Below are 25,130 nucleotides of genomic sequence, written 5' to 3' on the forward strand. Positions count from 1 at the left end.
GCTCAGCCCGGGATGACGTCGATGACCTGCCCGGCCGGGAGCCGGGGGGTCTTCGGCGGCGCCGAGTGCGCCGGGTCCAGCGTGCCCAGACGCACCGCAAGATAGGGGAAACCGATGTCGCCGAGCATCCGGCGCAACGTCTGCCGGGTGAACGGGATCTCCACCGGGCTGCTCAGCGGCAGCAGGCTCACCGCCTGCTCGGTCGCGGCCAGCCACAGCCGGCTCAGCGCCTCCCCGCCACGCAGCCAGTCCCCGGCCCCGTCGCCCTCGCCGTAGAGCACCGCGTACACCGCCGCCTTGTCGTGCCCGTCACCGGCGGCCAGGGTGCCCTTCGCCTGGAAGTCCCGCTCGGCCACCGTGGTCAGCGGCACCTCCTCGGGCAGCGCCGACGCCGGGATACCGGTGCCGTCGGCCCGATCGCCGCCCACCCAGGTCGCCGTCTCCGCGGCCAGCCGGTCGTCGTGCGCCTCGGCGTGCTGGGCCCGGTCGACCGCCACGGCCAGCGCCAGCACCTGGTCCCGGCCGAGGACGTGCAGCCGGGCGCCGCTCTCCTCGGTGACCTTCACCAGATGCCGCAGCGTGTCCTCGGGCACCCGCTCGTCGGTGACGGTCCGCCGGTCGGTACGCCGCACCTGCAGCATCTGGAAATGCCGGGTCGCCTCCGGCCGGACCGCAACCTGCTCGACGGCGCGGATCACGGCGAGCGGCTCACCGGCGGGCCGCTCCACCTCGTGCCGCCAGCCCTCGGCCTCCAGCGCCACCTGGGCGTGATGCAGCGCGGTGCCGCAGCTCAGCAGCAGCATCCGGCCTTCCGGATCCTGCTCGCGGAGCTGCCGCTCAGAAACCCCGAACAGCTCCAGGCGGTCCTCCCGGACCACCCAGCGCCACGGTTGCGTGTTGTGGATCGACGGGGCGAACCGTGCCGCATCCGCCGCCTGGACCAGTGCGCGCTTGACCTCGTCGGTGTCGTTCATGTCCCTATCGTGCGCCATCGGACCGGTGCCGGGTACGGCCTTCCGCCCCTAGCGCCGTTACGCTTCTGCGATGTTCAGTGTCGACCTGACCGAAAGTGCCCAGCTTCGCCCACTCGAACCGTGGCAGGCGGAGGAGTTCCTGGCCCACATGGACCGGGCCCGTGCCACGCTCGACCCGTGGATCCCCTGGGCGAGCGTCAGCACCGACCTGGCCAGCGCCACCGCGACCCTCCAGCGGTACGCGGACAACGCCGCCAAGGACAGGCAGCGGCTGTTCGGCATCTGGCTCGACGGGGTCCTGGTCGGCGGCACCATGTTCGTGGCGTTCGACGCCAAGGTCGGCAACTGTGAGCTCGGCGTCTGGCTGGAGCCGTCGGCGACCGGCCGTGGCCTGGTCACCCGGGCGGCCCGGGTGCTGATCGACTGGGCCTTCCGGACCCGGGGCCTGCACCGCGCCGAGTGGCACTGCAACCCCGACAACACCAACAGCTCCGACGTGGCCCGCCGGCTCGGCATGACCAGGGAGGCGCTGCTGCGCGAGGCCTACCCGTGGAACGGTGTCCGCAACGACACCGAGATCTGGGCCGTCCTCGCCTCCGAGTGGAAGTAGATAGCCGGCCGTGTTCGCCGAACCGTCGCTGACCCATCGCCGGGAGGACGGCCTCGACGTCCCCCTGCTGCTCTGGCGCTTCCCGGAACCGCTGCTCGCCGTCTCCAGCGCCGTCCTCGGCGGCGGTGCCGGCCCCCGGGAATGGCTGATCAACGCGTCGGTCGCGATGTCCTACGCCCGCCCCGACCCGGACGCCCACCTGGCCTCGCTCGCCGCCGGCCTCGGCCTGACCGGCCCCGGGATCGGGCTGCTCACCGGCGTCGACGTGGCCGACGCCGTTCACGTCCGCGACGACGACGTCCAGGTCCACGCCACCGTCGGTCTCGGCGCCCCGATCCAGGCGGCGTCGGCTGAGTCCGGTTTCGATCACCGCCCCGCTGCCGATTCCGGGTCCGGCGTCGATCACCGCCCCGGCACCGTCAACATCGTCGTCTGGGTGCCGCAGCGCCTCGCCGACGGCGCGCTGATCAACGCGGTCGCCACCGCCACCGAGGCCAAGGCGCAGGCCCTCACCGACCTCGGGCTCGCCGCCACCGGGACGGCCACCGACGCGGTCTGTGTGCTCTGCCCGCTCGACGGCCCGCCGGCCGCCTACGGAGGGCCGCGGTCGCGGTGGGGCGCGCCGCTCGCCCGCGCCGTGCACCGGGCGGTCCTCGACGGCGGCGCGGTCAACCTGGCCACCGGACGGTCCTGGTCGGACCGCGCGGCCCGTTCCTGAGCGCCCGGGGGGGTCATCCCTGGGCCGATCATTCCTAGGGCCGAGCCAGGCCGGAATCGATCAGGATCCGCCGACCCGCGCCGTCCCGGACGAAAGCAACGAGATCGGCGCCCTTCCCGGGCTTCACCAGCACCAGGCTCACCCGCCCGACCGCGACCGGCTCGGCGTTGAGACCCACCCTCTGCACCGCAGAAGGATCGTCGCTGGCGAAGACGTCCGCGGCCGCACCGCCGGCGATGCGATCGGCCAGATCCAGCCCTTCGCCGTACGAGAGAACGACCTCGACATTCGGATACTGCGCCTCGAACCCGCGCTCCACCTCGACGAACGCCTCGGCCAGCGACTCGTCCACGGCCACCTTGAGCTCGACGAGCCCCGCCTGGGCCCCGTCACCCGTCCCGGTCCCGTCGCCGTTCCCGGTTCCGCCAGCCGTCCCGTTCCCGGCTCCGTCGCCCTGTCTCTGTCCGCCGCCCGCCGACGCGCCCGGTCCGGGTCCGCCGCCCGGTCCCGTGTCGTTCGTCCCCGGTGACGCCCCTGCGCAACCTCCGGCTGCCAGCACGCCGGCCATCAGGACGGTGACGAGTCCCCGCATCGTTCCCCTCCGCTCACTGCATGCGGAACCGCCGGGTTCGGCGATGTCCGCGGCCTCCGATGTCATCGCTACGACTCCGGTCCCCGCCGGCCGGTTCCGGGGGACGGCCGGGCTGTCGGCGTTCCGACCGCTCTGTGGCGGGTCTTCGGGAATGTGCAGATCCACCTCGTCCCGTGAGCGTCAAATCGGCACAAAAAGTGCCACCCTTCCGCCGTTGCGCACGTCACACCCCGACGTCATGCTGGGGTCGTGCCGGAACGCATCGCCGAAGTCACCGCACTGCTCGCCGAGGTCCTGGCGCCGCGTGCCCCGCTCACCGTGATCGTCGACGGCGGCGATCCGGGTGCCGCGGCGAAGTTCGCGTCCCGTCTCGCCGCCGCGTTCCCGTCCACGGCACGCGCCTGGAGCGTCGACGCGGTGCTCGGTCTGATCGGCCCCGGCGGAGGGCTGTCCGACTCGGCGCTCAACGTCCTGGAGCCGGCCACCGACCGCATCCTGGTGTATCTGCGCGGCGGCCCCCGCCACCGGTTCGCCGAGGGCGACGGCGAACGTCGTGCCCAGGTCGTCATCGACCACCGTGACCCCGACTGGCCGGTGATCCGGCACGTGCATCCCGACCTGGCCCACGTGGACCGGTGGTACCTGTCGGAGAGCCGGGCGTTCTTCGCCGCCCGCGCCGCCGACTGGGACACGAAGTTCGGCGACGACATCCCGCGCTACACGGAGGCGGTCCGGCTGGCCGGGGTGCGACCGGGCGACGTCGTCCTGGACATCGGTTGCGGCACCGGCCGTGCGCTGCCCGCCCTGGCCGCCGCCGTCGGCCCCACCGGCCGGGTCGCCGGTCTCGACTTCACCCCCGGCATGCTCAGCGCGGCCCGAGCCGCCGCCCGCGACGAATGCGCCACCCTGCTGCTCGCCGACGCCCGCCACCTCCCGGTCACCGACGCCGCGGCCGACGTGATCTTCGCGGCCGGCCTTGTCCACCATCTCCCCGACCCGGTAGCGGGCCTGACCGAACTGGCCCGGGTGACCCGCCCCGGCGGCACCCTGGCGATCTTCCACCCCACCGGCCGAGCCCAGCTGGCCGCCCGCCACGGCCGGACCCTGCGCCCCGGCGAGCCCCTCTCCGAAGAACGCCTCGGCCCGTTGCTGGCCACCGCAGGGTGGCACCTACACCGCTACGAGGACATCCCCGACCGTTTCCTGGCGTTGGCCACCCGTCGTTGACCCGACCCCGCCGCGTTCGGGGCCATCGGTGCGGCCGCCCCCCGGTGCACGGCCGATGGTCGGGCGACGGCGGAGGCCGACCGCGCCACCGCGGTGACGAGTGCACACACGACGACAGCCGGTGACCTCCCCGCCGGATCTTGCCCGATCGGCCACCGCTTCCGGTGGGTGGGCCGGTCGAGACCGGGCGGGTGGGGGAGACGCCGGGGAACGGATTGGTGAGCGGGGGTGGGAAAAGCGGATGACCGGCGGCGGCCCGGTCGATAGCGTCGCCGGAATGCGCGCGCTTGACGAGAAGGAGATCCGGGGCTCTTTCGTGAACTGCAGCCGTGGCGAGGCCGCCCGGATCCGGATGCCGGCCGGTTTTTCGGGCGGCGACATTCCCTGGAGCGATCTGGATTTTCTCGGCTGGACCGACCCGGGTGCGCCGTTGCGGGCTCTGCTGGTCGTGCCGGACGGTGACCGTCTGACCGGGCTGGTGCTGCGCCGGCCCGAGCCGCGGCGGGCGAGCGCGATGCGGTCCAGCATGTGCCGTGTCTGCCTGACCGATCACGCGTCGTCGGGGGTGGCGTTGTTCGTCGCGCCGCTGGCGGGTGCGGCCGGGCGCAACGGCAACAGTGTCGGTGAGTATCTCTGCGCTGACCTGGCCTGTTCGCTGTATCTGCGGGGGCGGCGGCAGCCGCGGATGCGCCTGGTGAAACGGGAGGAGACGCTGACTCTGGCCGAGCGGATCGATCGGGCCATGACGAACCTCACGGCGTTCACCGCGCGGGTGGCGGCGGGCTGATGTGATTCGTGCCGCCGGCATGGAAGGCTTGCCCGCATGGGCATGGTCAAGGTTGTCGGGCTGGTGCTGCATCCGCGGCGCGACTGCGGCTCCGCGATCGAGGCGATCACCGGCTGGGCCGCCGAGCGTGGGGTGACCGTTCTCGGTCTGCCCGATGAGGTGAGCCGGATCAACGGTTGCACGGCGGTGGCGGTCGGGGCCGAGGAGATGGTGGAGCGGGCGGGGCTGCTCGTCAGTCTCGGCGGCGACGGGACGATGCTGCGCACGATGCGCCTGGTCGAGGGGCGGGAGACGCCGGTCCTCGGGGTGAACGTGGGGCGGCTCGGGTTTCTCGCCGAGGTGGATCTGGCGGGGCTCGGGGACGCGTTGTCGGCGATCGACGAGCACCGTTTCACGATCGAGTCGCGGACCGCGGTGCGCACCACGCTGCCGGACGGGCGGGTGGTGTCGGCGTTCAACGATGTCGCCCTGGTCCGGGTGCCGGGGCACGGGCTGGCGGCGGTCGGCATCCGGGTGGAGGGCAGTGGTTTCGTCAACTACGCGGCGGACGCGGTGATCGTGTCGACGCCGACCGGGTCGACGGCGTACAGCTTCTCCGCGGGTGGCCCGATCGTCTCGCCGAACGTGCAGGCGCTGATCGTGTCCGCGGCGGCGGCGCATTCGTCGTTCAACCGGTCGCTGGTGGTGGACACGTCGGAGCAGCTGGCGCTGGATGTGCTGCCGACCAGTGGACGGCTGGCGATCGAGGTGGACGGGATCATCGAGGGGCACGCCTCGGCCGGGGACCGGCTGGAGATCACCCCGGTCCGGGAGGCTGCCCGGGTGATCCGTTTCGGCCGTACCTCGTTCTATGAGCGGGCCCGTCGCAAGCTGCGGGTGGAGGGCAGCGCGTCGGCGGTCGCGCTCGATCCGGCGGACGCGGTGGTCGTCGACAGTTTCGAGCGTCATCGTTACGAGGTGCTGATCAGCGGAGAGACCGTTGGAACACTCGAATACGCCATGAAACCCGGACAGATCGAGCTACTGAACACCGAGATCGACCAGGCGTTCTCGGGTCGTGGGCTGGCCGGCCGCCTGGCCGCCGCCGCTCTCGCCGCCGCCCGGTCACGCGATCTCACGGTCATCGCCACCTGCCCGTTCGTGGCGGGCTATCTCGAACGCCATTCCGAGAGCTGAGGACAGATCAATGGGCCAAGCCGCGATCCTCACGGTCGACGACGACCCGTCCGTCTCCCGCGCCATCGCACGTGACCTGCGCCGCCGCTACGCCGACCGGTACCGGGTGGTCCGCGCCTCCTCCGGCGACGAGGCCCTGGAGGTGCTGCGCGAGCTGAAACTGCGCGGCGGGCGGGTCGCGGTGATCCTCGCCGACTACCGGATGCCGCAGATGAACGGCATCGAGTTCCTGGAGCAGGCGATGGACCTGTTCCCGCACGCGCGGCGGGCACTGCTCACCGCCTATGCCGACACCGACGCCGCGATCCAGGCGATCAACCTGGTCGACGTCGATCACTACCTGCTGAAGCCGTGGGACCCGCCGGAGGAGAAGCTCTATCCGGTGCTCGACTCGCTGCTCGACTCCTGGGAGGCGACCGGCGAGCAGGAGCTGCCGGACATCCGCCTGGTCGGGCACCGGTGGAGCGAGCCGTCCTTCCAGATCCGTGACTTCCTGGCCCGCAACCTGGTGCCGTACAAATATTTCGGCGCCGACGAGCCGGAGGGCCGCCGCCTGCTGGAGGCGGCCGAGGCCGGGCCGGAGGCGGTGCCGCTCGTGGTGACGGCCGACGGGCGGGCGCTGTCCCGGCCGAGCGTGCAGGAGGTCGCCGAGGTGGCCGGGCTCTCCACCAATCCGGGGCGCGACTTCTACGACCTGATCATCGTCGGCGGTGGGCCGGCCGGGCTGGGCGCCGCCGTCTACGGCGGGTCGGAGGGCCTGAAGACGCTGCTGATCGAGCGGCAGGCGGTCGGCGGGCAGGCCGGTCAGAGCTCACGGATCGAGAACTATCTGGGCTTCCCGGACGGCATCTCCGGCGCCCAGCTCACCGACCGGGCCCGGCGGCAGGCCGACAAGTTCGCCGCCGAGACGATCAGCACCCGTGAGGTCGTCGGGCTGCGTACCGACGGGTCGGCCCGCACGCTCACCTTCGCCGACGGGGGCGAGGTGTCGGCGCACGCCGTGCTGCTGGCGACCGGTGTGTCGTACCGTCCGCTGGTCGCCGAGGGTGTCGCCGGCCTGACCGGGTCGGGTGTCTTCTACGGCTCGGCCGCCACCGAGGGGCCGGCCTGCGCCGGCACCGACGTCTACATCGTCGGCGGCGCCAACTCGGCCGGTCAGGCGGCACTGTTCTTCTCGCGGTACGCCCGCCGCGTCACCCTGCTGGTCCGCGGCGACTCGCTCGAGGCGTCGATGTCGTACTACCTGATCCAGCAGCTGGCGCAGGTGGAGAACATCGAGGTGCGGACCCGTTGCGAGGTGATCGGCGCGCAGGGTGATGGCCACCTGCAGGCGATCACCATCTGCGACAGCAAGAACGGGACGAAGGCGACAGTCGAGTGCGGCTACCTGTTCGTGTTCATCGGGGCCGAGCCGAGGACCGACTGGCTCGGTGACACCCTTCTCCGGGACGACAAGGGCTTCATCCGGACCGGCACCGATCTGCTGGCGAACGGGGAGCGTCCGCGGGGATGGGATCGGGACCGGGATCCGTTCTACTTGGAGAGCAGTGTCCCCGGCATCTTCGCGGCCGGCGACGTCCGGGCCAGCTCGGTGAAACGGGTGGCCTCGGCGGTCGGCGAGGGTGCGATGGCCGTCGCGCTGGTCCACCGCTATCTGGAGGCATAGTCATGACCGAGTGCACCGCAGCGAAGCAAGGGCCGCGAGGGCATGACCGGAGGGCTCAGTAATCATGTCCGACACCACCGACGAGATCCGTCTCGAACCCTGCGAGCCCGGCCGGCTCACCACCGGGGACCTGCGTTCGCTCTTCCTCTTCGCCAAGCTCACCGACGAGCAGCTGGCCTGGCTCGCCGAGCACGGCTGCACCATGCGGGTTCCCGGCGGCGGCCTGGTGCTGCGCGAGGGCGACCCGGCCGTCTCGTTCTTCGTGTTGCTGCACGGCACGATCACGCTGACCCGGCGGGTCGGGCAGGACGAGGTCACCACCACCCGGACCGAGCAGCGTGGCGTCTACATGGGTGCGACCCAGGCGTACCTGCGGGAGGACGGGGTGCCCCGCACCTATCAGGCGTCGATGCGGGCGATCACCGACGCCGAGTTCTTCGTGCTGTCCGCCGACGACTTCGGCTCGCTCATGCGTGACTGGTTCCCGATGGCGATCCACCTGCTCGAAGGCCTCGCCCTGGGGATGCGCAGCTCCCAGGCGGCGATCGGCGAGCGGCAGCGCCTGGCCGCACTCGGTGCCCTGTCGGCCGGTCTCATGCACGAGCTGAACAATCCGGCCGCCGCCGCGGCCCGGGCCACGAGTGCGCTGCGTCAGCGGGTCGCCGCCATGCGGATGAAACTCGGCAAGCTGGCCGCCGGCAAGGTCGCCCCGGACCGGCTGGTGGCCCTGCTCGAGTTGCAGGAGGAGGTCATCGAACGGGCCGCGAAGGCTCCGGCGCTGACCGCCATGCAGACCGCCGACCTGGAGGACGAGCTCGGCGACTGGATGGACGATCGGAACATCACCAGCGGCTGGGACGTCGCTCCGGTCTTCGCGCAGGGCGGTATCGACACCGAGTGCCTCACCGAGCTGGAGTCCCGGCTCGGCTCCCCGGAGCTGCTGGACCAGGCGATCCACTGGATCGGTTACGCCCTGGAGACCGAGCAGCTGATGAGCGACATCGAGGACGCCACCGGCCGGGTGTCCAGCCTGGTGCACGCGGCCAAACAGTATTCCCACGTGGACCGGGCCGCCCACCAGTGGATCGACGTGCACGTCGGCCTGGACAGCACGCTGGTCATGCTCGGTCACAAGATCGGCGAGGGGGTGCGGGTGGTCAAGGAGTACGACCGCGACCTGCCCGAGATCCCGGCTCATCCGGCCGAGCTCAACCAGGTCTGGACCAACATCATCGACAACGCGGTCCAGGCCATGAGCGGGGCCGGGACGCTGACGATCCGTACCTTCCGGGACGACGACCGGCTTGTCGTCTCGGTCGGTGACACCGGCCCCGGCATCACGCCCGAGGTGCGCAAACGCATCTTCGAGCCGTTCTTCACCACGAAGGCGGTGGGTGAGGGCACCGGGCTGGGCCTGGACATCTCGTACCGCATCGTGGTCAACGGCCACGGCGGTGACATCCAGGTGGAGTCGCAGCCCGGCGACACCCGCTTCCTGATCAGGCTGCCGTTCTCCGAACCGGCGTCAGCCTAGGATCCCGCGCACATAGGCCGCCTGTCCGGCGTGCTGGGCGTCGTCGTCCAGCACGCTGACCAGGCGGACCCCGAGGGTCACCGGCGGATCCCAGGCACGGTCGACGATCCGGTCCAGGTCCGCGGGGGTCAATGTCTCCAACCACGCGACGGTACGGGTGAGCACGGCCCCGAAGTAACCGGTGAGGGTCTGCCAGCTCTCCGGCGCGACTGTCCGCACCTGGTCGGCGGTGTGCCCGTACCCGGTGTCGTCCGGATCGCTCTTCAACCCGAACCGTGGCCCCCAGTCACCGGTGACGTAGATCTGCTCGCCACCGATGACCGCGGTGAGATGGTGGTCCTGGACCCGCGTCAGGTGCCAGACCAGCCAGCCGATCGAGTTGGCCCCCGCTCGCGGTGCCCAGCGCAGCTGCTCGGGCGTGAGATCACGGACGGCGGCCTCGATCGTCTCCGGCAACCGGCCGTAGCCGTCCTTCAGGATGTCCCGGACGTCCATGCTCACTCTCCTGTGGTCTCGGCCGGCTGCTCCTGCTCCGTGCCGCTTCCGCCGCCGGTCTCATTCTGCTCCGGAGCCCCGGTCTCCGCGGGGGTCGTCGCCGCCGGGCCCTCGGTCGTCGGGGCCGGCTCGGCCGGGGTGGTGGTGGCGGTGGCGGCCGGGCCGGTGGGTGCCGGTGCCTCGGTCGTCGTGCCGGTGGCGGGGCTGTCCGACGGGGTCACGACCGGCTGCTGCTGGTCGTCGTCGCTGTTCGCACCGGCGGTGTCGAACAGGATGGTCGGGCTGCCGGTGTCGCGGCCGCTCGTCACATCCGCCGCCGACCGGCCGGCGAACATCTCCGCCGTCGTCAGCACACCCATCCCCAGCAGGAAGAAGGCGCCGGTGACGAGCGCGATCCGCTTCCAATGGATCCTGCGGTCGGCTGTGCTCCCGGTCGTGGCCGCGCTGGTGGAGGCGACCTCGCCGGAAGCGTCGGCGGCCTCGACCGATGGTGTGCCGACCGCGGCGGGGGCGATCACGAACGCCGACTGCAGCCGCTTCGTACCGTGGTTGATCGACCGGTGATAGATCTCCGTCCCGATCGAACTGATCAGACTCGCCAGCGCCGCCCCGATCAGCGTGCCCGCGACCCCGAGGAACGAGCCGAGAACCGCCGCCGAGACGGCCGCGAGCGTGCCCGCGACCGTCTTCGGAACATCGATACCGGACCAGAAACGGCCCGCTGCCTGCTCAGACATATCCTCCTGACCCCTGCTCTCCGACCGCGCCGTCCCGCGCGTCCACACGCGCGGTTCGTCGGACGTCGTTGTGCGCGGATCAGGAAGCCTTTACCTCCGTGGAGGTCGCTAAACCCGCCGTCTCGGCCGCGACGTGACGCCGGGTCAGCCGCCGGGTCCGCAGGATGCCCGCGACACCGGCCGCGGCCACCAGGAACTGCACCGACATCGCGACCCGGAAATCGTCGATGTGATAGTCGTTACCGCCGCCGGTGCGGTAGTCGAGGATCAGGCCGATCAGCTCGATCGTCACGAGCGACGCCACGAACCCGCCCACGTTGACCACACCGGTCGCCGTGCCGAGCCGGCTCGGCGGGTTGAAGCTGCGGGCGAAGTCGAACCCGATCATCGAACCCGGGCCGCCCAGGCCGAGAGCGATCACCAGGGCCACCAGCAGCGGCAGCGGAGCCCGCCCGGGCCACGCGATCACCACCGCCCACGCCGTCATGTTGATCGCCACGATGCCCAGCACGAGCCAGGACCGGCGCAGCGGGTGCCGCTGGGTGAGCATGCCGAGGACCGGGCCGGCCAGCATGCCGGTCACCACGAACACGGTCAGCAGCACACCGGCCGTGGCCCGGCTCAGCCCCTGCCCGGCGACCAGGAACGGCACACCCCACATCAGCGCGAACACCGTGCCGGTGAACTGGGTGGTGAAATGCGCCCACAGCCCCAGCCGGGTGCCCGGGTGCCGCCATGAGCTGCCCAGGTCGGTGCCGAGCCGCTGCCAGCTCACCGACGCGCCACTGACCCGCCGCTCCGGAGTGTCCCGCAGAGTGGCCAGCGCCACCAGCGCCACGAACACCCCGACACCGGCGGTGCCGAGGAACGCGGTCGTCCAGCCCGCCCCGGCGAGCACAGCGGCGAGAGGCACGGCCGAGAGGACCTGCCCCAGCTGCCCCATGAGCCCTGTCAACTGGGTGAGCACGGGAACCCGTCTCGCCGGGAACCAGTGCGGCACCAGGCGCAGCACGCTGATGAACGTCATCGCGTCACCCGCGCCGACGAGCACCCGGGCCAGGATCGCCCCGCCCAGGCCGTCGGTGAACGCCATCAGCACCTGACCGGACGCCATCACCGTGGCCCCGGCCAGCACGAGACGCAACGACCCGAACCGGTCCAGCAGCAGTCCCACCGGGATCTGCAGCCCGGCGTAGACGAGCAGTTGAAGGACCGCGAAGACGGCCAGCGCGCTCGCACCGACCCCGAACCGCTCCTGGGCGTCGAGCCCGGCCACCCCGAGCGAACTGCGGTGCAGCACCGCCACCGTGTACGCGGCCAGGCCGGCGGCCCACACCGCCCAGGGACGCAGGGCCATCAGACGCAGGGCCATCAGACGCCTTCCACAGTGCCGGGTAACGTGCGCCTACCACCCTTCTCCGTTACCCACACCCCCGGCAACGTGCGTCTTCTCACTCAGTAAGGTGCGTCTCCAGCCAGCTGAGGGTCTCGCGGAGGAACTCGGCCCGGGCCGCCCGGTGCAGCAGTTCGTGACCCTCGCCGGGGAAGAGCAGATAGCGGTGTGGGTGGTTGCGGGCGGCCAGGGCGGCGACCACCTGTTCGGCCTCGATCACCGGGACGTTCGAGTCGTTGGCGCCGTGCACCACCAGCAGCGGAGCGCGCAGCCGGTCGATCCGGTGGATCGGGGACAGCTCGCGCAGCAGTGCGGCGTCGTGGACCGGGTGACCGTATTTGCTCACCGCCGCCGACGCGATCCACGGCTCGGTGTGGTGGTAGAAGGTGGCGAAGTCCGACATGCCGCAGATGTCGACGCCGACGTCGAACAGGCCGGGGAACCAGGTCAGCGCGGCCAGCGTGAGATAGCCACCGTAGGAGCGGCCCATCACGCCGATCCGGCCGGCGATCCCGGCGCCGCGCAGATACTCCACGCAGGTCCGGACGTCCTCGATCGCGGCGTGCCGCAGCGCACCGTTGTCGGCGTCGACGAACGAGCGCCCGAAACCGGACGAACCGCGCACGTTGGCGGCGAAGACAGCGATGCCCCGGTCGGTCAGCGACTGGAAGAGCGGGCCGTGGCCCGGACGTTCCTGCGCCTCCGGGCCGCCGTGCAGCCACACCACGGTGGGATGGGGGCCGGGGGTGCGCGGCGTGAACAGCCAGCCGGTCAGTGTCAGGCCGTCGTGCGCCGGGAAGGCCCGCAGCTCGGGACGGATCGCGCCGGGCGACGCCGGCTCCGCGGAGACCGCCTCGACCCGTCGGGTGCCGCGCCGCCACACCCAGACGCCGTGCGGCTGCCCCGGTCCCTCGGCGGTGAACCCGAGTGCTGATCCGTCGAAATTCCACACCAGGTCGCCGGCCACCGGACCGGGCAGCGGCGCGACGGCGACCGGGCCGCGATCACCGTCGTGGTCCAGATCGATCAGCGCGACCTCCGATTCGCCGCCCCGGACGTTCCACAACAACGCGGCGGTACGGCCATCGGCCGTCACCGCGAAGTCCTCGATCTCCCGCGGGAGGCCGGAGGGGGAGCCGGGAAGGTCGGAGGTGGGGTGCGGGAGGCCGGAGGGGGAGCCAGGAAGGTCGGAGAGGGAGCGCGGGGACTGGGCCAGCACCTCGACGGCGTCGCCGGCCATCCGGAGCAGGGCGGGGAACTCGCCGTCCTGGCTCAGGGCGTAGACGCAGCCACCACCGGGGCTGAAGATCGCCCGCTCGCCTCGGGTGACCGGTTTCTCCGTGCCGAGGGCCAGGTCACGCAGCATGATCTGGCGGGCGCCGCGGGGACCGTACCGCAGAAGCGCGAAGCGTCCCGCCGGGTCCACGTCGAGAAGGGTGACCAGATCGCCCGCGGTGACCACCGTCCTGGTCCCGGCCGTGACGTCGATCAGGACGGCGGTCGTGAGGTTCTCGGTGAGGGCGAGGACCGGCCGCCCGGGCAGCCACCGCATGTTGTCCGCGGTGTCGGCACCGAACCCGGCGACCTGGTGCAGGTCGGAGCCGTCCGGCCGGACCAGCCACACCTCCTGCCGCGGCGCGCCGCCGGGGGCGATCTGGCAGGCCAGCCACCCGCCGCCGGACGACCATCGCACCGCCGAGACCGGCTCGGGCCCGGTGCCGACGCGGAAGGCCAGCTCGCTGCCGACCGGTTGCACCCAGACGGCGGGCACACCGCCACGGTCGGAGACGTACGCCATGTGCCGTCCGTCCGGTGACAGCGCCGGCGACCAGTTGCCGGCGATCTCCGATCCGAGCGGATGCCACCCGGCGGGCAGCACGGTCACGTCGACGCGGTGGAGCTGGCCTTCCAAGAGGTTCCCCCTGTCTACAACTGCTGCAACCACATCTCCAGCAGCGCGAGCTGCCACAACTGGTTCGCCCCGAGCGTGGTGCGCGGGGTGTTCGGGTCGGCGAGGAGCGCCTCCACGTACTCCGGGCGGAACAGCGCACGTTCCCTGGCGGCCGGCGCGTGCAACGCCTCGCGCACCAGGTCGAGCACCGGGCCCTCCAGGTGCCGGATCCCCGGCACCGGGAAGTAGCCCTTCGGCCGGTCGATGACCTCGTCCGGGACCAGCCCGCGGGCCGCGTCCTTGAGCACTCCCTTGCCGTCGCGGGCCAGTTTCCGCTCGGGCGGGCAGGCCGCCGCGATCTCCACCAGCTCGTGATCCAGGAACGGTACGCGCGCCTCCAGCCCGAACGCCATAGTCATGTTGTCCACCCGCTTGACCGGGTCGTCGACGAGCATCACCTGCGAGTCGAGGCGCAGCGCGGCATCGACGGCGGTGGTGGCGCCGGGCCGGGCGAAGCTCTCCTCGACGAAGGCGCGGCTGACGTCGCCGTCCGGCAGCCATGCCGGGTTGAGCTGCCGTGTCAGGTCGCTGTGCGGGCGGTCGAAGAATTCCCTGGCGTAGGCCGCGGCGGCCTGGTCGCGGGGCACACCGGCGAGCGGCGGATACCAGCTGTAGCCGGCGAAGATCTCGTCCGCTCCCTGCCCAGATTGCACGACCTTGACCTGTTTCGCAACGTCTTCGCTGAGCAGGTTGAAGGCGATGCAGTCGTGGCTCACCATCGGCTCGCTCATCGCCGCCACGGTCCGCTGCACCGCCGGCAGGAACCGGTCCTGACCGATCCTGATCTGGTGGTGCTCGGTGCCGAACTTCTTGGCGATCAGATCCGAGTACTCGAATTCGTCGCCGCTCTCCCCACCGCCGGAGTCGAACCCGATGCTGAACGTGGTGAGCCCCTTCTGACCCTGCTCGGCCAGCAGTGCCACGATGAAACTCGAGTCCAGCCCGCCGGACAGGAGCACCCCGACCGGCACGTCGGCGACCATCCGCCGCTCGACGGCCAGGCGCAGCCTCTCCCGTACCGCCGCGGTCCAATCGGCCTCCTCGAGAGATCGGTCGAACCGGGCCTCCCAGTAGACCCGCTCGGTCGACGTGCCGTCGGCGCGGATCACCCGGACCGTGGCCGGCGGCAGTTTGCGCACCCCGGACAGGATGGTCCGCGGCGCCGGCACCACCGAGTGGAACGTCATGTAGTGGTGCAGCGCGACCTTGTCGATGCCGGTGTCCACCCCGCCGGCCGCGAGCAGCGCCGGCAGCGTCGAGGCGAACCGCAGTCGGCCCGGCGACTCGGCCAGGTACATCGGCTTGATCCCGAGCCGGTCGCGGGCCAGCATGACCGTGCCGGTGTCGTGCTCGGCGACCGCGAAGGCGAACATCCCGAGGAACCGGGTGACGCAGTCCGCGCCCCACCGGTGGTACGCCTTGAGGATCACCTCGGTGTCCGACGTCGAGAAGAACGTGTAGCCGTACCCGGTCAGCTCGTCACGCAGTTGCCGGTAGTTGTAGATACAGCCGTTGAAGACCACGGTGAGCCGCAGCCTCTCGTCGGTCATCGGCTGGGCGCCGGCCTCCGACAGGTCGATGATCTTCAGGCGGCGGTGGCCGAAAGTGATCCGGCCGCCGTCCCAGAGCCCGCCACCGTCGGGGCCCCGGGACTCGAGACAGGGCAGCATCCGCCGGATCGCCTCGGTGTCCGCCCGCCGGTCGCCGTAACAGATCTCTCCGGCGATCCCGCACATAAAATCCTCCTTCTATCCGAGCAGCCAGGTGTCCTTCGAGCCGCCGCCGCGTGAGGAATTGACGATCATGCTGCCGGCCGGGGCGACCCGGGTCAGGGCGGCCGGCGCGACCACCGACTCCCGGCCGGTGAAGACGAAGGCCCGCAGGTCGACGTGCCGCGGCGCGAGCCGGTGACCGTCGAAGACCGGATGGGTGGAGAGGTTCACCACCTCCTGGGCCACCCACCGGTGTGGGGCGGTCCGGATCTGCCGGCGCAGCGCGGCCAGTTCGTCGGCGGTCGCGTGCGGGCCGATCACGATCCGGTCGCCGCCGTAGCCGTCGACCGGCTTGCAGACCAGCTCGTCCAGGCGGGCCAGCACCTCGGCCCGCTGGTCCGGGATGCCGCACAGGTAGGTCGGCACGTCGGCCAGCAGCGGCTTCTCGTTCAGGTAGTACTCGATCAGGCGGGGCACGTAGGCGTACACCGCCTTGTCGTCGGCGATCCCGTTGCCCAGCGCGTTGGCCAGCACGATGGTGTCCGCGTGCAACGCCGACACCAGGCTCGGGCCCAGCGGCATGCCGTCCGCGCCGGGGGAGTGCACCAGGCTGTCCTCGCCCATCCGCAGGTAGATGACGTCCACCGGGTACCGGTGGCCGTTCTTCAGCCGCCACACCCGGCCCTCGTCGACGAACAGCTCGGTGCTGCGGACGACCGGCACCTCCATCGCCTCGGCCAGCATCCGGTGCTCGAACCAGGCCGAGTCGTCCGGCCCCTGGCTGAGCACCACGATCGCCGGATCGTCACCGGCCGCCGGGCCGGCCGCGTCCAGCAGCGCCTGTTTGAGCAGCTTCGGGGTGTCCTCGACGGAGATCAGCGCGGCCGGGCGGGGCAGCTCGGGCAGGACGCTCCAGGTCAGGCGCCGGTTCTGCATGGCATAGGCGATTCCGGACGGCACCCGCAGGTTGTCCTCCAGCACGCACCACTTACCGTCCCCGTCGCGGACGAGATCGACACCCGCCACCTGGGTACGCACGGCGGGCCGGCTGATCAGGGCACCGCTGGCCCGCAGTTCCGGGGATCCGTCGATGACCCACTCCGGCACGATCCCGTCGGCCACCACCTGCCGGTCACCGTAGACGTCACCGAGGAACGCGTTCAGCGCCCGCACCCGCTGGACCAGGCCCTTGCTCAGCTCCGACCAGTCGGCGGCGGGCACGATCCGGGGCACCAGGTCGAACGGGAACAGCCGGGTCGCCGCCTCCCCGGCCACACTGAACGTGATGCCGCGGGCCCGCTGCTCGTCGTCCCGGGCGTCTTCGCGCTGCCGCAGGCCGGTCGCACCCAGCGAGGTGAGCACCGGCAGGATCCCCGCGTACGCCGGGGCGACCCGCCCGCCGGGGAAGGCCTCGTCGCCGTCGGCCACGTACGCCTCGATCAACGCCGGTGCCGGAGGCCCGGCCGGACCGGACTCGGTGACGCCCCCGCGGGTGTCGGCCACCAGCATGTCCACCACATCCGACAGCCGCCCGCGCCGGGCCAGCGCCCGCCGCTGCCGTGCCGCCGAACTGCCCCGGCTCAGCGCCCGCAGCGTCAGGTCGAACACCTGGTCCCAGTCGCCCAGCTCCTCCAGCTGCGGGCGCAGCTCGCCGATCAGGCGCTCCACCGCGACGGCAGCCGGCACCGGAACCGGTGATCGCGGCAGATCCAGCAGATCGCCCTCCAGGCCGGACCGGGCGGCCCGCCACATCGCGGCCCGGTGCAGCGGCGGCCGCGACACCGGGAGGGGCAGGCCGGCCCGGTGCTCGTCCTGCGCGCGCATCACCAGCGCCCGGAAGATCCCGGCCAGCAGGATCACCGTCTCGACATCCGGGCTGGCGTCGGTGACCCGCAGTTCCACGGTCGGCACGTGCGCCGACGGGCGGACGTCGAAGTAGACCATCTTCGGGTCGCTGATCGTGCCCGACGCGATCAGGTCGCTGACCAGCGCCTCGTGCTCGGCCGCCGAGTGCAGCGGCCCGCTGTCGCCGGCGGTCGGCCAGCGCATCCACACCAGCGACCGGACACTGGCGTAACCGGAGTCCTCGCCGAGCCAGTACGGCGAGCTGGTGGAGAGCGCGAGCAGCACCGGCAGCGTCGGGGCGACCCGCTGGGCCACCGCGACCGCCTCGTCCCGGTCCGGCACGCCGACGTGCACCTGGGCGCCGCAGATCAGCTGCTCCCGGACGAGCATCTGGTACTCGTGGAGCATCCGCTGGTAGCGCGACGTCGGCGTGACCGGCAGAGCGTCCAGGTCGACCAGCGGGACGGTGCCGGCCGCGACCAGCCCCAGACCGAGCGACTCGGCCGTCCGGATCGCCTCCCTGCGCCGTGCCACGACGCCGGTGCGCAGGTCGTCGAGGGTGCTGCTGACCGGCGTGTTGGTCTCCACGACCGAGCGGTGCAGCTCGGCGGAGAAGTGCGCGGCGTCCAGCCGGTCCAGGATCTCCGGGGCACGGGGTACGAGCTCCCGCGTCCCGAGGTCGACGACGTGCAGCTCCTCCTCCACGCCGAGCGTCAGGGCGGCCCGGCCGGGGGTGCGGTGGTGTTCAGCCTGGAGTGACTCCGTCATCGGGACCGCCCTCACGAATTCGACATCAAACAGCCGTATCCGTCGGAGCTTCCCCATCGGATGTGGCGAATTGGTGACGTGCCCATTTCGTGCCACGGTCAAGCATGACGATCACGACACGACCGACCGGGCGGTCAGACTGCTCCAGCTCACCGGTACTCTCCCGGTGACGCCCGACACCCGGAGGTCAGGAAATGAGCAGCGTTGTCGTCATCACCGGATCGGCCGGTCTGATCGGATCAGAGGCGGTCCGGCACTTCGCCGGTCTGGGCATGGACGTGGTCGGGGTCGACAACGACATGCGCGGCTACTTCTTCGGCGCCGACGGCTCCACCCAGTGGAACCTGCAGCGGCTGGTCAAGGAGGTCGGCGACCGCTACACGCACCACAACGTCGACATCCGTGACCGCGACGGGCTGGACAAGCTCTTCGCCGGTCTCGGGTCGAGCGTCGGCCTGGTCATCCACGCCGCCGCGCAGCCGAGCCACGACTGGGCCGCCCGCGAGCCCTTCACCGACTTCGACGTGAACGCGGTCGGCACGCTCAACATGCTGGAGGCGGCCCGCCGGCACGCCAAGGACGCCCCGTTCATCTTCACCTCGACCAACAAGGTGTACGGCGACACGCCGAACTCCCTGCCGCTGGTCGAGCTGGACACCCGCTGGGAGCTGCCGGAAGACCACCAGTGGTACGGCGGCATCGACGAGACCATGTCGATCGACAGCAGCATGCACTCGGTCTTCGGAGCCTCCAAGGTGGCCGCCGACATCATGGTGCAGGAGTACGGCCGCTACTTCGACATGCCGACGGCGGTGTTCCGGGGTGGCACCCTGACCGGCCCCGGCCACTCGGCGGCCGAGTTGCACGGCTTCCTGGCCTACGTGATGCGCTGTGTCATGGAGCAGCGGACGTACAAGATCTTCGGCTACAAGGGCAAGATGGTCCGCGACGCCATCCACTCGCACGACCTGATCACCGCTTTCGAGGCGTTCCACAAGGCCCCGCGGGTCGCCGAGATCTACAACATGGGCGGCGGCCGGTTCTCCAACTGCTCGCACATCGAGGCCTTCAAGATCGCTGAGGAGATCACCGGTCTCGAGGCCCAGACGGAGTATGTCGACCAGAACCGGATGGGCGACCACCAGTGGTGGATCAGCGGCACCGGCCGGTTCGAGCAGCACTACCCCGAGTGGAAGCTGACCTACGACGTGCCGGCCATCCTCCGCGAGATCTACGAGGCCAACCAGGAGCTGTGGAAGGTCTGATCCACACTGGATCGGAACCGTTAGATTCGACGCCATGAGCGTCGGGTCGGGACGGGTGGTCGCCGGGCGATACCGGCTGGGTCGGATGCTGGGCCGCGGCGGGATGGGCGCGGTCTGGCAGGCCGAGGACACCCTGCTCGGCCGTGAGGTGGCGCTCAAGGAGGTGTGGGGGCCCGGCCGGCCCGCCGATCCGCAGGTGCGGCGGACGCTGCGGGAGGCGCAGGCCGCCGCCCGCCTCCGGCACCCGTCGATCGTGACCGTCTACGACGTCGTCACCGACGAGGGCGCCCCGTGGATCGTGATGGAGCTGGTCGAGGGCCGTTCCCTCGCCGAGACGATCGCCGAGCACGGCCTGCTCACCGAGGGCCGGACCGCGGAGATCGGTCTGCACGTGCTCGACGCTCTCCGGGTCGCCCACCGCGAGGGCATCGCGCATCGTGACGTCAAGCCCGCCAACATCCTCCTGGAGGAGGGGCGGGTGGTGCTGACCGATTTCGGCATCGCCGCGATCGACGACGCGACGGCACTCACCGCGACCGGCCAGATGGTCGGGTCGCCCGCCTACCTGGCGCCGGAGCGGATCAACGGGCAGCCCGCGACCGCGGCCGCCGATCTGTGGTCACTGGGCGTCACGCTGTACACCGCGGTCACCGGCCGGTCGCCGTTCCAGCGCGAGGACACGCAGGCCACGCTGGCCGCGATCCTGCACCATCGCCCGGAGACCCCGGCGCACGCCGGCCGGCTCTGGCCGGTGATCAAGGGCCTTCTCGACAAGGACCCGGTCCGCCGGCTCGGCGCCGATCAGGCCCGTGAGCTGCTGGCCAACGTGGTCCGGGCGACCGGCCCGTCCGGCGCCGACACCCCGGCCCGGCGGCGTCCTCGTTGGTGGCCGCTGCGGCAGACGCGGCCCGAGGACACACCGGAGGGCCTCCCGGGCACCCTGGTGGCTCCGTCGCCGACACTCGCCGCACCGACGGCCCACCAGCAGTCCGCCGACGCCCCGGCCACACCCGGAGCCCCCGACCCCGACCCGGTCACCGTCGCCGCTCCCGCCCCTGACCCCGATTCCGTCTCCACCCTCGCTTCCGGCGCCGCTCCGGCCGACGTTCCTCCCGCTGCCACCTCGCCCGACTCTCCTGCGGTGACCACCGCCGTTGCCGCCACCGAGGCCGCTGCTTCCGCCACCGTCTCCGTCCCGGCCTCCGTGGATCCGCTTTCCTTCGCTTCGGAAACGGCCACGGTTGTCGCGGCGGGCTCCAGCGATGGAGCCGAGGCCGCCGCTACGACGGAGGCCGTCGGTGCCGGGGAGGGGCCGGAGGCGGCGGCCGTTCCGGTGGCGACGGTGGATCTGGGCAGTGCGGTCGACGACACGACGGGGCTGGTGGTCGCCGAGGCGGCGACGTTGCGCGGGCCCGGGGCGGCGGCCTCGCGAGGCCGCACGGTGACGCCGCTGCCCGCTCATCCCGGGGCGCCGCCTGTGTCGCGCCGGGTGCGGACGGTCCGGGTGTGGCCGGTGGCCGCCGTCGTCGCCGGAGTGCTGCTGGCGGGCGGTTCGCTGCGACTGTTCTGGCCTGAGGACGGACCCGGCGGCGGTGAGCCGGCCGCGGCCGCCCCGAGTTCCGGGAGTGCCGTGCCCTCGGCTCCGGTGTCGGCCTCGGCCGTGGCGCAACCGGTGAAACCCGTCAATCCGAATCTGGACGCCTGCCTCGTGGGCACCTGGCGGTCGGTGTCGACCCAGGTCATCAACCACTTCGAGGGTGTGGACAAGATGTTCACCGGCAAGGGGGGCGTGGTCCTGCGGATCCGGGAGGACGGCAACGCGACCGAGGACTACAGCAAGTCGGCGTCACTGACGGCGACGATCAAGGGCAACAAGTATGTCGAGACGCTGCGTGGACTCCGGAAGTCGAAGATCCAGAGCCGGAACGGCAAGCTCTACGGCAGCGGGTTCTCCGGTGGGCCGACGTACAGGATGACCCGCAACGGGAAGAATCAGTCGATCAAGGTGACCAACCCGACCACGTCGTACTCGCTGACGTACATCTGCTCGGACACCGGCCTGACGGTCTACGGCGACGAGGACACCTCAACCGACTCCTATGAGCGCGTCAGCCGTACCCCATGATCGGGGTTTTGGTCGCCGTTTTCGCACTTCCTGTGGGTTTTCTGTAAGGGGCGTTTACGTAATGACCCGTTAACCAACATTCGGTACATTGCCGAAATGTCCGACTTGACGCAGTTGTTGCGCCGGGACTTGCCGGCGTCCATCGTCGTGTTCCTGATCGCCATCCCGTTGTCCCTCGGCATCGCCGCGGCCTCGGGAGCGCCCCTACTCGCAGGATTGGTCGCCGCAGTGGTCGGCGGCATCGTCGCGGGCGCCCTCGGCGGCGCCCCGTTGCAGGTCAGCGGCCCCGCAGCGGGCCTCACCGTGATCGTCGCGGGCACCGTGGCCGACTTCGGCTTCGCCGGCACCGCCGCCATCGTCGCGGTCGCCGGCCTGGTCCAGATCGCTCTCGGAGCCTCCCGCCTGGGCCGCGCCGCCCTGGCCCTGTCCCCGGCCGTCGTGCACGGCATGCTCGCCGGCATCGGCCTGGTCATCGCGCTCAGCCAGGTGCACGTGATGCTCGGCGGCTCACCGCAGAGCTCGGCCTGGCGGAACCTGGTCGATCTGCCCGGCCAGCTCGCCACCCACCATGGGACGGCCGCGGTCCTGGGCGTCCTCACCGTCGCGATCCTGGTCCTCTGGCCGCGTCTGGTCCGTTTCTCCCTGCTGCCGGCCGCGCTGGTCGCCGTGGTGTCGATGACCGCTCTCTCCACCGCGATGAACGCCGACGTGGACCGCGTCGACCTGCCGGACGAACCACTGTCCGGCCTGATCCGCCCGGCCTGGCCGGACGCGCCGCTGCGCGAGATCACCATCGCCGTGCTGACCATCGCGATCGTCGCCAGCGTCGAATCCCTGCTCTCCGCGGTGGCCGTGGACCGGCTGCACGACGGCCCGCGCGCCGAGCTCAACCGGGAGCTGGTCGGCCAGGGTGTCGCCAACACCGCGTCCGGCCTGCTCGGCGGCCTGCCGGTGACCGGGGTGATCGTGCGCAGCTCGACGAACGTGGCGGCGGGCGCGAGGACCCGCGCGTCGGCGATCATGCACGGCCTGTGGATCGCGGCGTTCGTCCTGCTCTTCGCCGACCTGCTGGAGACCATTCCGATGGCGGTGCTGGCCGCCGTCCTGATCGTCGTCGGGTTGCGGCTGGTCGATCTCGGTCAGATCCGCACGTACGCCCGGCACCGCGAACTACCCACCTACCTGATCACCGCTCTCGGCGTCGTCGTCACCGACCTGCTCACCGGCGTCGCCCTGGGCATGGTCACCGCCGCGGTGTTCATCCTGTGGCGGCTCGCCCGCTCGGAGATCCGCCGGGTCGAGCGCGCGCCCGGCGAATGGCTCGTCACCATCAACGGCACCCTGTCGTTCGTCGAGTCGGCGCGGCTCAGCCGCGAGCTGGGTGCCCTGCCGCCCGGCGCGGTCGTCGACCTCGAACTGCATCTCGACTACCTGGATCACGGGGCGTTCGAGACGATCCGCGACTGGCGGTCCGGCTACGAGCGGGCCGGTGGTTCGGTCAGCATCCGCGAGGTGCACGACTCCTGGTTCCATCAGGCCACCTCGGGCCGGCTCGGCGAGGGTAAACGCACCCCGCGGCTGCTCGGCTCCTGGTCTCGCTGGCAGGACATGGACCAGCAGCGCCGCGACGCCATGGCGGCCGGCATCGCCGAGTTCGAGCGCAGTGTCGCGCCGCTGGTCCGCCCGCACCTGGCCGACCTGGCCCGGGACGGGCAGAGCCCGCAGCAGCTCTTCATCACGTGCGCCGACTCCCGGGTGGTCCCCAATCTGATCACCGCGAGCGGGCCGGGTGACCTGTTCTGCGTGCGCAACATCGGCAACATCGTCCCGCCGCACACCGCCGGTGACACCTCGGTCGGCGCGGCCGTCGAGTACGCCGTCGACATCCTCGGCGTCACCACGATCACCGTCTGCGGCCATTCCGGCTGCGGCGCGGTACGGGCGCTGATGAGCGACGCCGCCCGGGAGGGTTCGGCGCTGGGGGACTGGCTGGCCAACTCCGGTGTCCGGTTCAGCGACGTGAGTGACGAGGAACGCTGCTGCACCGACAACGTGGTCCGGCAGCTGGCCAACCTGCGTACCTACCCGACGGTCCGGGACGCCGAGGCGGCCGGTCGCCTCCGCCTGACGGGCATGTACTTCGACCTGGCCGAGGCCCGCATGTACGAGCTGGACCCGATCCTCGGCGCCGCACGCCCGGTCGCCGCCTGAACCCGGTCCGGCGCCGGGCGACCGGCGCCGGACCGGCGAGTCGTCGCCCACGCAGGGAATGCGCGGGGTCCGGGGTGGCTGGGCGACGGCTGAGGGTGCCGCGTCAGCGGGGGACGAAGACCAACCGGTCGCGGAACAGGTCCAGTTTGGCGGGAGTGAGGCCGTCGCAGTAGACGACCAGTTCCTCGGCGGTGGTGAAGCCGTTGTGCCGGTCGCGGGCCTCGACGATTCGCTCGGCCAGGTCACGGTCGATGGTGAGATAGCGGTGGAGCCATTCGGCGGGGACGTGGTTGACGTCGACCAGGCCACCGTCGTCGTACTGCCGGCCGGGCAGGTCGGGGCGGCCGATCATCAGCTCGTTCGCCATCGCGGGCTGCGTGGCCTGCAACTGGCGGGCCTCCTCGCGCCGGGCGGCCCGCCACTGTGCCGCGGCCAGCGCCGGGTCGACACCGGTGCCCAGCGGCGCGTAGTGGGCGAACCCGTGGTGGCGCTCGGCGGCCCGGCGGAAGAAGCGCTCCCGGACCCTCATCTGCAGTGCCGCGACATGGATCGTCCCGGTGATCCACAGCACCAGGGAGACGAAGCCGACCACCGCGTTCTCGTCGTCGGAGTCGTAACCGGTCGAGGCGGTCGCCCGGGCCACGACGAGCGCGAGGACCGCGGCGAAGTAGCCGAGAGCCAGCGCCGCGTGCAGCCGGGACCGCAGCTTGAGGGCGGCGACCATGACCATCACCGGAGTGCCGTATCCACAGGTGAACAGCGGGATCAGATACCACCACCCGGTCCGCGGTGGGGTCTCGTACTGCCATCCGGGCGCGACGCGTGGATCGGGTTGCATCCCTTGACGGTAGGCCGGTCCTTCAAGCGCCCTATCGTGCGGCGCGCAGAAATTCGGCCAGCTCGGTGTCCTGGCCGGCGGTGAGCGGCTCGCGGGGGATGTCGAAGGTCGCCCCGGAGCGGTGCCGCAGCACGTAGGCGTCGTCGGTGGCGCGGTACGACACGAAGTCGGCCCAGGCGATCTCGGTGGTCGAGTCGTCGATCCGCGAGGTGTAGGACTCGTCGGTGAGGGTCCAGGTGCGCGGCGTCAGCCGGGAGGCGGGCACGGTGATCGCGCGCTGCCACAGCCGGCCGGCGAACGCCAGTGGGATCAGTCCCGCGACGGCCAGTGGAACGGCCAGCAGAAGGGCGTTCGCGCTGAACTCGCCGCCGACGGCGAGCAGCAGCGCGACCGCCAGGATGGTGGCGGCGGCGACGGCGTACGGCTGGGCCTTGCGCTCCGCGCCGGCGGCCAGGACCCGGCGGAAGTACGCACGGGTGCGGGCATGGGTGAACTCGATGTGCACC

General features: G+C 71.5%; 20 protein-coding genes. 10 read left to right on the top strand and 10 right to left on the bottom strand.

Annotated elements, in window-relative coordinates:
• Window positions 1-2: 2 nt before the first annotated feature.
• Window positions 3-974, bottom strand: coding sequence for an Acg family FMN-binding oxidoreductase (locus ACFO0C_RS06300; RefSeq protein ID WP_378065582.1), 972 nt, complete (start codon window positions 972-974; stop codon window positions 3-5).
• A 70-nt stretch (window positions 975-1,044) separates the two neighbouring features.
• Here ACFO0C_RS06300 and ACFO0C_RS06305 point away from each other — a divergent pair, with 70 nt between their 5' ends.
• On the top strand, window positions 1,045-1,584 hold the full coding sequence (locus ACFO0C_RS06305; protein WP_378065583.1) for a GNAT family N-acetyltransferase: 540 nt from the start codon (window positions 1,045-1,047) through the stop codon (window positions 1,582-1,584).
• Window positions 1,585-1,594: 10 nt separating this feature from the next.
• The gene (locus ACFO0C_RS06310) at window positions 1,595-2,302 is read left to right on the top strand and encodes an adenosylcobinamide amidohydrolase (RefSeq protein ID WP_378065584.1); all 708 of its coding nucleotides are present in this window, start codon (window positions 1,595-1,597) and stop codon (window positions 2,300-2,302) included.
• 34 nt (window positions 2,303-2,336) lie between these two features.
• On the opposite strand, the gene ACFO0C_RS06315 is transcribed toward ACFO0C_RS06310, so the two are convergent.
• On the bottom strand, window positions 2,337-2,654 hold the full coding sequence (locus ACFO0C_RS06315; RefSeq protein WP_378065585.1) for a molybdate ABC transporter substrate-binding protein: 318 nt from the start codon (window positions 2,652-2,654) through the stop codon (window positions 2,337-2,339).
• 489 nt (window positions 2,655-3,143) lie between these two features.
• On the opposite strand from ACFO0C_RS06315, the gene ACFO0C_RS06320 reads away from it, so the two are divergent.
• The 5 genes from ACFO0C_RS06320 (at window position 3,144) to ACFO0C_RS06340 (ending at window position 9,284) form a co-directional block, all read left to right on the top strand.
• Window positions 3,144-4,121 carry a class I SAM-dependent methyltransferase gene (locus ACFO0C_RS06320; RefSeq protein WP_378065586.1) on the top strand — a complete coding sequence of 326 codons (978 nt, stop codon included), beginning with the start codon at window positions 3,144-3,146 and terminating at the stop codon, window positions 4,119-4,121.
• 277 nt (window positions 4,122-4,398) lie between these two features.
• Window positions 4,399-4,908, top strand: a complete 510-nt coding sequence (locus ACFO0C_RS06325) for an FBP domain-containing protein (RefSeq protein ID WP_378065587.1) — start codon at window positions 4,399-4,401, stop codon at window positions 4,906-4,908.
• 36 nt (window positions 4,909-4,944) lie between these two features.
• Window positions 4,945-6,084: an NAD(+)/NADH kinase gene (locus tag ACFO0C_RS06330; protein WP_378065588.1), complete on the top strand. Its 1,140-nt coding sequence runs from the start codon at window positions 4,945-4,947 to the stop codon at window positions 6,082-6,084.
• 10 nt (window positions 6,085-6,094) lie between these two features.
• Entirely contained in the window at window positions 6,095-7,750 is a 1,656-nt protein-coding gene (locus tag ACFO0C_RS06335) for an FAD-dependent oxidoreductase (protein ID WP_378065589.1), read from the top strand.
• Between the two features lie 64 nt (window positions 7,751-7,814).
• A complete protein-coding gene (locus tag ACFO0C_RS06340; protein WP_378065590.1) occupies window positions 7,815-9,284 on the top strand; it encodes an ATP-binding protein in 1,470 nt (489 codons plus the stop codon).
• Here ACFO0C_RS06340 and ACFO0C_RS06345 read toward each other — a convergent pair.
• The 6 genes from ACFO0C_RS06345 to ACFO0C_RS06370 all read right to left on the bottom strand — a co-directional run bounded on the left by ACFO0C_RS06345 (window position 9,276) and on the right by ACFO0C_RS06370 (window position 18,185).
• Window positions 9,276-9,779 (bottom strand): mycothiol transferase, encoded by a 504-nt coding sequence (locus ACFO0C_RS06345; RefSeq protein WP_378065591.1) that lies wholly within the window; start codon window positions 9,777-9,779, stop codon window positions 9,276-9,278. The genes ACFO0C_RS06340 and ACFO0C_RS06345 overlap by 9 nt on opposite strands.
• 2 nt (window positions 9,780-9,781) lie before the next feature.
• Complete coding sequence (locus tag ACFO0C_RS06350; RefSeq protein ID WP_378065592.1) at window positions 9,782-10,516, bottom strand: hypothetical protein; 735 nt, start codon at window positions 10,514-10,516, stop codon at window positions 9,782-9,784.
• 79 nt (window positions 10,517-10,595) lie between these two features.
• On the bottom strand, window positions 10,596-11,888 hold the full coding sequence (locus ACFO0C_RS06355) for an MFS transporter (protein ID WP_378065593.1): 1,293 nt from the start codon (window positions 11,886-11,888) through the stop codon (window positions 10,596-10,598).
• Window positions 11,889-11,967: 79 nt separating this feature from the next.
• Window positions 11,968-13,821 (bottom strand): S9 family peptidase, encoded by a 1,854-nt coding sequence (locus ACFO0C_RS06360; RefSeq protein ID WP_378065594.1) that lies wholly within the window; start codon window positions 13,819-13,821, stop codon window positions 11,968-11,970.
• Between the two features lie 14 nt (window positions 13,822-13,835).
• Window positions 13,836-15,596, bottom strand: a complete 1,761-nt coding sequence (locus ACFO0C_RS06365) for an N-acetylglutaminylglutamine amidotransferase (protein WP_378065595.1) — start codon at window positions 15,594-15,596, stop codon at window positions 13,836-13,838.
• Window positions 15,597-15,608: 12 nt separating this feature from the next.
• On the bottom strand, window positions 15,609-18,185 hold the full coding sequence (locus ACFO0C_RS06370) for a glutamate--cysteine ligase (protein WP_378065596.1): 2,577 nt from the start codon (window positions 18,183-18,185) through the stop codon (window positions 15,609-15,611).
• 194 nt (window positions 18,186-18,379) lie between these two features.
• Between ACFO0C_RS06370 and ACFO0C_RS06375 the strand changes: the two genes are divergently transcribed.
• From ACFO0C_RS06375 to ACFO0C_RS06385, 3 genes are all read left to right on the top strand, one after another.
• Window positions 18,380-19,450: an NAD-dependent epimerase/dehydratase family protein gene (locus ACFO0C_RS06375; RefSeq protein WP_378065597.1), complete on the top strand. Its 1,071-nt coding sequence runs from the start codon at window positions 18,380-18,382 to the stop codon at window positions 19,448-19,450.
• A 34-nt stretch (window positions 19,451-19,484) separates the two neighbouring features.
• Complete coding sequence (locus ACFO0C_RS06380; RefSeq protein WP_378065598.1) at window positions 19,485-21,575, top strand: serine/threonine-protein kinase; 2,091 nt, start codon at window positions 19,485-19,487, stop codon at window positions 21,573-21,575.
• Between the two features lie 96 nt (window positions 21,576-21,671).
• Window positions 21,672-23,786: a SulP family inorganic anion transporter gene (locus ACFO0C_RS06385; protein WP_378065599.1), complete on the top strand. Its 2,115-nt coding sequence runs from the start codon at window positions 21,672-21,674 to the stop codon at window positions 23,784-23,786.
• A 103-nt stretch (window positions 23,787-23,889) separates the two neighbouring features.
• Here the strand turns inward: ACFO0C_RS06385 and ACFO0C_RS06390 are convergent, their stop codons facing one another.
• Both ACFO0C_RS06390 and ACFO0C_RS06395 read right to left on the bottom strand, forming a co-directional pair.
• On the bottom strand, window positions 23,890-24,624 hold the full coding sequence (locus ACFO0C_RS06390) for a ComEA family DNA-binding protein (protein WP_378065600.1): 735 nt from the start codon (window positions 24,622-24,624) through the stop codon (window positions 23,890-23,892).
• A 31-nt stretch (window positions 24,625-24,655) separates the two neighbouring features.
• On the bottom strand, window positions 24,656-25,129 hold the full coding sequence (locus tag ACFO0C_RS06395; protein WP_378065601.1) for a YcxB family protein: 474 nt from the start codon (window positions 25,127-25,129) through the stop codon (window positions 24,656-24,658).
• Between the last annotated feature and the right edge of the window lies 1 nt (window position 25,130).

Source organism: Actinoplanes subglobosus (genome assembly GCF_042650585.1).
Lineage (GTDB): Bacteria > Actinomycetota > Actinomycetes > Mycobacteriales > Micromonosporaceae > Actinoplanes > Actinoplanes subglobosus.

Bases quoted from the DNA above. Each gene is read 5' to 3' on its own strand.
- ACFO0C_RS06365 (WP_378065595.1), bottom strand. From the start codon at position 15,596: ATGTGCGGGATCGCCGGAGAGATCTGTTACGGCGACCGGCGGGCGGAC.
- ACFO0C_RS06340 (WP_378065590.1), top strand. From the start codon at position 7,815: ATGTCCGACACCACCGACGAGATCCGTCTCGAACCCTGCGAGCCCGGC.
- ACFO0C_RS06335 (WP_378065589.1), top strand. From the start codon at position 6,095: ATGGGCCAAGCCGCGATCCTCACGGTCGACGACGACCCGTCCGTCTCC.
- ACFO0C_RS06390 (WP_378065600.1), bottom strand. From the start codon at position 24,624: ATGCAACCCGATCCACGCGTCGCGCCCGGATGGCAGTACGAGACCCCA.
- ACFO0C_RS06385 (WP_378065599.1), top strand. From the start codon at position 21,672: ATGTCCGACTTGACGCAGTTGTTGCGCCGGGACTTGCCGGCGTCCATC.
- ACFO0C_RS06345 (WP_378065591.1), bottom strand. From the start codon at position 9,779: ATGGACGTCCGGGACATCCTGAAGGACGGCTACGGCCGGTTGCCGGAG.
- ACFO0C_RS06380 (WP_378065598.1), top strand. From the start codon at position 19,485: ATGAGCGTCGGGTCGGGACGGGTGGTCGCCGGGCGATACCGGCTGGGT.
- ACFO0C_RS06325 (WP_378065587.1), top strand. From the start codon at position 4,399: ATGCGCGCGCTTGACGAGAAGGAGATCCGGGGCTCTTTCGTGAACTGC.
- ACFO0C_RS06300 (WP_378065582.1), bottom strand. From the start codon at position 974: ATGAACGACACCGACGAGGTCAAGCGCGCACTGGTCCAGGCGGCGGAT.
- ACFO0C_RS06355 (WP_378065593.1), bottom strand. From the start codon at position 11,888: ATGGCCCTGCGTCTGATGGCCCTGCGTCCCTGGGCGGTGTGGGCCGCC.
- ACFO0C_RS06330 (WP_378065588.1), top strand. From the start codon at position 4,945: ATGGGCATGGTCAAGGTTGTCGGGCTGGTGCTGCATCCGCGGCGCGAC.
- ACFO0C_RS06375 (WP_378065597.1), top strand. From the start codon at position 18,380: ATGAGCAGCGTTGTCGTCATCACCGGATCGGCCGGTCTGATCGGATCA.
- ACFO0C_RS06370 (WP_378065596.1), bottom strand. From the start codon at position 18,185: ATGACGGAGTCACTCCAGGCTGAACACCACCGCACCCCCGGCCGGGCC.
- ACFO0C_RS06305 (WP_378065583.1), top strand. From the start codon at position 1,045: ATGTTCAGTGTCGACCTGACCGAAAGTGCCCAGCTTCGCCCACTCGAA.
- ACFO0C_RS06350 (WP_378065592.1), bottom strand. From the start codon at position 10,516: ATGTCTGAGCAGGCAGCGGGCCGTTTCTGGTCCGGTATCGATGTTCCG.